A 6,942-nucleotide genomic window follows, 5' to 3' on the forward strand; every position below is an offset into this window, starting at 1 on the left:
CGCGGATCGATCTGCGCGCGCGACTGGCCCAGCAGCGCGAAGGCCCGGGCCTTGCGATCGTAGAAGGCGTAGACCGGGGGCTGGCGATCGGAGAAGGACGTGACGACGACCGTGTTCGCGCCCAGGCAGCTCTCGCAGTCGATGCGGTTGACGGTGCCGGGCAGCTGCGCGTCGATCTAGGCCTGCAGCGTCTTCATGGCAGGGTCAAGCCATACCGTGCCCGGCGCATCGGTCTCGTAGCGCCAGCCCAGCACGCGGCCGGCCGCGCTGTCGAAGACGGGCTCGCCGGTGAAGTCGTAGCCGGGCGTGCTCACCAGCGGCTGCGCCGGCAACTGCAGCGTCTTGCGGTCCGCCTGGAAGAGCGCCAGGGTGTCCCGACCGCGGCGCGCTCGCACCAGCAACTCGCCGGCCGGGCCGATCCAGTAGGGCTGCACCAGGTCGGCGCCGAAGGCATCGCCTTCCTCCCAGGCGGTCCAGCCCTGCGCCTCCTTGAGCATCGTGGTGCGGCGGCCGTTCTTGAACGTCGTCAACGCGACCGGGGCGCCGCTGCGGTCGACCACCCATGAGACCGCGTGCTCCGGCGCGCCGAGCGAGAGGCTGCGGCTCAGGCCCGTGCGGGTGTCCAGCCGCGCCAGGTTCATGCCGGTCAGCTCGAAGGCGCCGTCGAAGGTCGGTGCCTCGACCAGCACGTCGTCGGAACCGTCGCGCAGCACTGAATGCAGCCTCCAGCGCGCGGGCAGGCGCCGGTCGGCCACCTTGGTCTCGCTGAAGAAGCCGGCCAGCACCAGCTGGCGGAAGTCACCGCCATCGCTGTCCACCGCCCACAGGCCGGGCGCCAGGGCGCGGTCGGGGTTCTCGTCGTCGCCGACGCTCAACACCAGGCGCTTGCTGCTGACCCACTGGTAGCGGTCCACATCGGCGTCGTTGAAGCTGGCCACGACCTGGGCCGAATCGGGCTTGTCCACGTCGAAGACGGCCAGGCGCCGGTAGCCGCCGGGGCCGGCGATGGCCACGGCGACGTGGCGGTTGTCCGGCGACATCAAGGGCCGGTGCAGCTTGGGCACGCGGTAGAAGTCGGCCACCGGCGGCGGCTCCGTGGCGGCGGCGGCGGGGACGCCGCCGTTCCAGGCCAGTACGGCCAGCAGGACTGCGGCCTGCCACCAGGGTGCTCGATGACTCATGCGGGGCTCTCCGTGCGAGCCCGCAAGATAGAGCCTGTCATCGCAGCCGCTAAGGGCAGATTCACGAATGCCCGCGGCACCCCGCGCAAACAGGGGACAGGCCGGGGAAGCCGAATCCGGGAGGCACCGTCGCTCGATGCCGCCGGGATTCGGCTCCTCAGACGCGTCGATCCATCATCATCGTGCGCATCAGCCGCGGCGGGCCGCCTTGGCAGCAGCAGCCTGGGCCAGCATCTGGCGGCGCAGCTGGCCTTCGATCGAGTAGCCGGTGACGACGACGGTGGGCAGCTGCACGACCTGCTGCTGCTGCGGCTTGACGGCCTTGCCGGTGATCACCACGGTGGGCAGCTTCTCGATCGTCTGCGGGGCGGCATGGGCGGCGCCGGCGAACAGGACGGCGGCGATGGCGGCGAAGAGAGTGGTGGCTTGCTTGTTCATGATCGGCTCCTTGCGACTTGTCTGACTCGTTGCGACCAGCGGGTTTGCTGTGTCGATGGAGTCAGTATCGGAGCCGGTCCCCGCGCTTCCCAGGCGCTTGCGACGAAGCGCAGGCGCCGGGGCGCGAACGGTAGAAATGAGCGACAGGCCTAGCGAGAACCCGCGCCGATGTTGCGATCCAGGAACTTCTCCACCCGGGTCCACCAGTCGACATTGGAGGCGAGCTTGCTCCAGCCGTGGCCTTCCTCCGGGTATTCCACCCACTCCACCTTGGCGCCCGCCTGCAGCGCCGCGTCGCGGAAGGCGGTGCCGTGCTTCAGCGGGACACGGCGGTCGCGGCCGCCATGGCCCATCAGCAGCGGCCGCTTGAGCCGGGCGGCCTGCTCCAGCGGCGAGGTCGCCTTGAGCTGCGCGGCGTCGGCGACCGGGTCGCCGATGAGCACGGGCATGCCGTAGCGCTTGGACTCGGCGCTGGTGTCGCTCCACTCGATGGAATACATCAGGTTGATGTCCGTCACGCCGGCCCACTCGAAGCCGCACTTGTACAGCTCGGCATCGCGGATCAGCCCCATCAGTGCCGCATAGCCGCCGTAGCTCGCGCCGGCAATGCAGACGCGCTGCGGGTCCACCCAGCCCTGCTTCGCGGCCCAGCGGGTGGCGTCCGCCAGGTCGTCCTGCATCGCCAGGCCCCACTGCTTCCAGCCGGCGCGGTGGAGGTCGGCGCCATAGCCGGTGCTGCCGCGGAACTCGGGTTCGATCACCACATAGCCGCGCGAGGCCAGGAACTGCGCGTCCTGCTCCCACTGCCAGTGCGTGCCGCGCACCCAGGGACCGCCATGGACCAGCAGCACCGCCGGCCGCGGCCCGTCGGCCTTGCCGGCGGGCTGGGTCACCAGGACCGGGATCTCCATGCCATCACGGGCCTTGAAGCGGTAGACGTCGCGCAGGCCCATCTGCTCGGGCTTGATCGCGGGTCGCGCGCGGCCGAGGATCTTGAACGAGCGGGCCTTGCGGTCGTACAGGTAGTAGATGAAGGGCTGGCGGTCCGAGAAGGACGTCACGATCACGGTCTGCGCGGTCGTGCAGCTCTCGCAGTCGATGAGGTTGACGGTGGCGGGCAGGCGCTGATCGATCTCGGCCTGCAGCGCCTTCATGTCGGCGTCCACCCAGTGGGTGCCGGGTGCGTCGTTCTCGTAGCGCCAGCCCAGCAGGCGACCGGCCTGGGCGTCGTAGATCGGCGCGCCGTTGAAGTCGTAGCCCTTGAGCTTGACGATGGCCTGTTCGGCAGGCTTGAACGATTGGCGGTCGACGCTGAAGAGCGCCTGCGTGTCGGCGCCGCGCCGGTCGGTCACCAGCAGTTCGCCTTCCGGACCGATCCAGTAGGGCTCGGCATAGCTCCCCTTGTAGGCATCGGCCTCCTGCCATTGCTCCCAGCCCTTGGCTGTTTTCAGGTAGGACGCGTAGCGGCCCTTGTCCAGCGTAGTCACCGCGGCGGGCCGCCCCTGCCGGTCCAGCGTCCAGTCGTAGGCATGGTCAGGCGCGCCCACGCTGATGCTGGTGCTCAGACCGTTGAGCGTATTGAGCCGGGAGAGCTTGGTGTCGACGAAGGCGCCCTTGGCGTCCCAGGTGGGCGCCACGACAACGACATCCTGGCTGCCATCGCGCACGACGTCCAGCAGCGACCATTCGGCGCTCAAGCGACGGTCGATGACACGGCTGTTGACCGCCTCGGCGCTGTAGGAGGCATAGATCAGCTGGCGGAAATCACTGCCGTCCCGATTCACCGCCCACAGGCCTGGCAGCAGGAAGCGGCCGGGCTGCTCCGAATCGCCGACCGAGAACACCAGGCGCTCGCTGTTGACCCAGTGGTAGTCGTCTACATCGACGCCCTCGATGGCGGCGATCGTCCGGGAGGCCTGCAGATTGGCGAGTTCGAAGACGCCCAACTGCTTGTACCCGTTCGCGGTAGCGAAGGACGCCGCCACGAACTTGTTGTCGGGCGACAACTTCGGCCGATACACCTGGGCCGGGGCATAGAAGTCCGCCACTGGCGGCAGCCCGTCGGCAAGAGCCGGCCCCGTGGGGATGAGGGCCAGCGCAAGCGCGGCCCAGGACGGGCGCCTCCAGCCCGTCACGTTGCTTTTCATTTCTTAACTCCCTGACAAAAAGCCCGGACGCTACGACAGCCCGCACGGCCTGACCATCGAGGATTTCTCGCATCGGCCTATGATGGCCGGTTGCCTGATCTGCCCTATCCATGCCCGAAGCCGACTCCCCCAAGGCCGATGCGCCGATGATCCGCGTCCGCGGCGCGCGCACGCACAACCTCAAGAACATCGACATCGACCTGCCGCGCAACCAGCTGGTCGTGATCACCGGCCTGTCCGGTTCGGGCAAGTCCAGCCTGGCCTTCGACACGCTCTATGCCGAGGGACAACGGCGTTATGTCGAGAGCCTGTCGGCCTATGCGCGGCAGTTCCTGCAGCTGATGGACAAGCCGGACGTGGACGTGATCGAGGGCCTGTCGCCGGCGATCTCGATCGAACAGAAGGCGACCAGCCACAACCCGCGCTCCACCGTCGGCACCGTCACCGAGATCCACGACTACCTGCGCCTGCTCTATGCCCGCGCCGGCACGCCCTTCTGCCCAGACCACCACCTGCCGCTGGAAGCCTCCAGCGTCAGCCAGATGGTGGACGCGGTGCTGGCCATGCCCGAGGACAGCAAGCTGATGCTGCTGGCGCCGGTGGTGCGCGATCGCAAGGGCGAGTTCGTCGAGCTGTTCGAGGCCCTGCAGGCGCAGGGCTATGTGCGCTTCCGCGTGGACGGCGCGACCGTCGAGGCGCCGGATTTCCCCGCATTGAAGAAGGCCGAGAAGCACGACATCGACGTCGTCATCGACCGCATCAAGCTGCGCGCGGATGCCGCCGAGACCCTGCGCCAGCGCCTGGCCGAAAGCTTCGAGGCGGCGCTGCGCCAGGCCGACGGCCGCGCGCTGGTGCTCAATATGGACAGCGGCACGGAGACGATCTTCTCCAGCAAGTTCGCCTGCCCGGTCTGCAGCTATTCGATCCCGGAACTGGAGCCGCGCCTCTTTTCATTCAACTCGCCGGTGGGCGCCTGCCCGACCTGCGAGGGCCTGGGGCAGACCACCGTGTTCGATGCGGACCGCGTGGTCGCCTTCCCGACGCTCTCGCTGGCCAGCGGCGCGGTGAAGGGCTGGGACCGGCGCAATGCCTACACCTTCTCGATGCTGGAGGCGGTGGCCGCCCACTACGCCTTCGACATCGAACTACCCTTCGAGGAGCTGCCTGAAGCAGCGCGCCAGGTGCTGCTGCACGGCTCGGGCAGCGAGGAGATCAGCTTCGTCTACCAGGGTGAGACCTCGACCGGCAAGAAGCGCTCGATCAAGCGCGCCCATCCTTTCGAAGGCATCCTGCCCAACCTCTCGCGCCGCTACAAGGAGACCGACTCCACCGCGGTGCGCGAGGACCTGGCCCGCTACATGGCGGCCAAGCCCTGCCCCGACTGCCACGGCGCACGGCTGCGCCGCGAGGCGCGCAACGTGGTGCTGCAGCCGGCCGACGCACCGGAGGGCTTCAAGGGCCGGCCGATCTATGAAGTGGAGCATTCGACGCTGCGCGAGTGCCACGACTACTTCGAGACCCTGAAGCTCAAGGGCGCGAAGGCGGAGATCGGCAACAAGGTCGTGCACGAGATCAGCTCGAGGCTGCGCTTCCTCAACGACGTGGGCCTCAACTACCTGAGCCTGGACCGCAGCGCCGACACGCTCTCCGGCGGCGAGGCGCAGCGCATCCGCCTGGCCTCGCAGATCGGCTCGGGCCTGACCGGCGTGATGTACGTGCTGGACGAGCCGAGCATCGGCCTGCACCAGCGCGACAACGACCGGCTGATCGCCACGCTGCGGCGGCTGCGCGATCTGGGCAACTCGGTGCTGGTCGTCGAGCATGACGAGGACGCGATCCGCGCGGCCGACTACGTGCTGGACCTCGGCCCCGGCGCGGGCGTGCACGGCGGCCGCGTCATCGCGCAGGGCACGCCGGGCGAGGTGGCGGCCAATCCGGAGTCGCTGACCGGCCGCTATCTGAGCGGCGCCGCGAAGATCGAGGTGCCCAAGGCCCGCCACCAGGCGGTCGAAGGGGCGCAGCTGAAGATCGTCAATGCGCGCGGCAACAACCTCAAGGGCGTGACGGTGGAGATCCCGGTCGGCGTGCTGACCTGCGTGACCGGTGTGTCCGGCTCGGGCAAGAGCACGCTGGTCAACGACACGCTTTACGCCGCCGTCGCCAAGAAGCTCTACCAGAGCCATGCCGACCCGGCGCCGCACGACGAGATCGAGGGCCTGGACGCCTTCGACAAGGTCATCAACGTGGACCAGTCGCCGATCGGCCGCACGCCGCGCTCCAACCCGGCCACCTACACCGGCCTGTTCACGCCGATCCGCGAGCTGTTCGCCGAGATGAACACCGCTCGGGAACGGGGTTATGGGCCGGGCCGCTTCTCGTTCAACGTGGCCGGCGGCCGCTGCGAGGCCTGCCAGGGCGACGGCGTGCTGAAGGTGGAGATGCACTTCCTGCCCGACGTCTACGTGCCCTGCGACGTCTGCCATGGCAAGCGCTACAACCGCGAGACGCTGGAGGTGCTCTACAAGGGGAAGAACATCACCCAGGTGCTGGACATGACGATCGAGGACGCGGCCGCGTTCTTCAGCGCCGTGCCCACGCTGTCACGCAAGCTGCAGACCCTGCTGGACGTGGGCCTGGGCTATGTGAAGCTGGGCCAGAGCGCGACGACGCTCTCCGGCGGCGAGGCGCAGCGGGTGAAGCTGGCGCTGGAGCTCTCCAAGCGCGACACCGGCCGCACGCTCTACATCCTCGACGAACCCACCACCGGCCTGCACTTCGCCGACATCGCGCTGCTGCTGAAGGTGCTGCACCAGCTGCGCGACGCGGGCAACACGATCGTCGTGATCGAGCACAACCTGGACGTGATCAAGACCGCGGACTGGCTGATCGACATGGGGCCGGAAGGCGGCTCGGGCGGCGGGCGCATGCTGGTGGCCGGCACGCCGGAAGACATCGCGGCCTTCGAGGGCAGCCACACGGGCCGCTACCTGAAGAACCTGCTCTGATCGATGGTCTTCCTCAGCTAGCGCGGCGGCGGCGCGAGCCGACGAGGGCCAGGACGCCCACGCCGGCCAGCAGCAGGGCCCAGCTGGAGGGCTCGGGCACGGCCGGCGTCGTGGCGGGTGGGGTCGTCGAGGTCGACGGCGTGTTCACGCTGGGCGGCAGCACCGGCAGGC

Annotated in this window: 5 protein-coding genes; 1 reads left to right on the top strand and 4 read right to left on the bottom strand. The window is 68.8% G+C overall.

The window, feature by feature from the left end:
* Positions 1–176: 176 nt before the first annotated feature.
* From B0W88_RS32490 to B0W88_RS03065, 3 genes are all read right to left on the bottom strand, one after another.
* Positions 177–1,181 carry a hypothetical protein gene (locus B0W88_RS32490; protein WP_083748533.1) on the bottom strand — a complete coding sequence of 335 codons (1,005 nt, stop codon included), beginning with the start codon at positions 1,179–1,181 and terminating at the stop codon, positions 177–179.
* Between the two features lie 189 nt (positions 1,182–1,370).
* Positions 1,371–1,619, bottom strand: coding sequence for a hypothetical protein (locus B0W88_RS03060; protein WP_077033177.1), 249 nt, complete (start codon positions 1,617–1,619; stop codon positions 1,371–1,373).
* A gap of 149 nt (positions 1,620–1,768) precedes the next feature.
* Positions 1,769–3,766, bottom strand: a complete 1,998-nt coding sequence (locus B0W88_RS03065) for a S9 family peptidase (protein ID WP_077033178.1) — start codon at positions 3,764–3,766, stop codon at positions 1,769–1,771.
* A 110-nt stretch (positions 3,767–3,876) separates the two neighbouring features.
* Between B0W88_RS03065 and uvrA the strand changes: the two genes are divergently transcribed.
* Complete coding sequence (uvrA, locus tag B0W88_RS03070; RefSeq protein WP_077033179.1) at positions 3,877–6,771, top strand: excinuclease ABC subunit UvrA; 2,895 nt, start codon at positions 3,877–3,879, stop codon at positions 6,769–6,771.
* 13 nt (positions 6,772–6,784) lie between these two features.
* Here the strand turns inward: uvrA and B0W88_RS35295 are convergent, their stop codons facing one another.
* The gene (locus B0W88_RS35295; protein WP_369973841.1) at positions 6,785–6,934 is read right to left on the bottom strand and encodes a PEP-CTERM sorting domain-containing protein; all 150 of its coding nucleotides are present in this window, start codon (positions 6,932–6,934) and stop codon (positions 6,785–6,787) included.
* Between the last annotated feature and the right edge of the window lie 8 nt (positions 6,935–6,942).

The sequence above is a fragment of the Pelomonas sp. KK5 genome (genome assembly GCF_001984095.1).
GTDB lineage: Bacteria > Pseudomonadota > Gammaproteobacteria > Burkholderiales > Burkholderiaceae_C > KK5.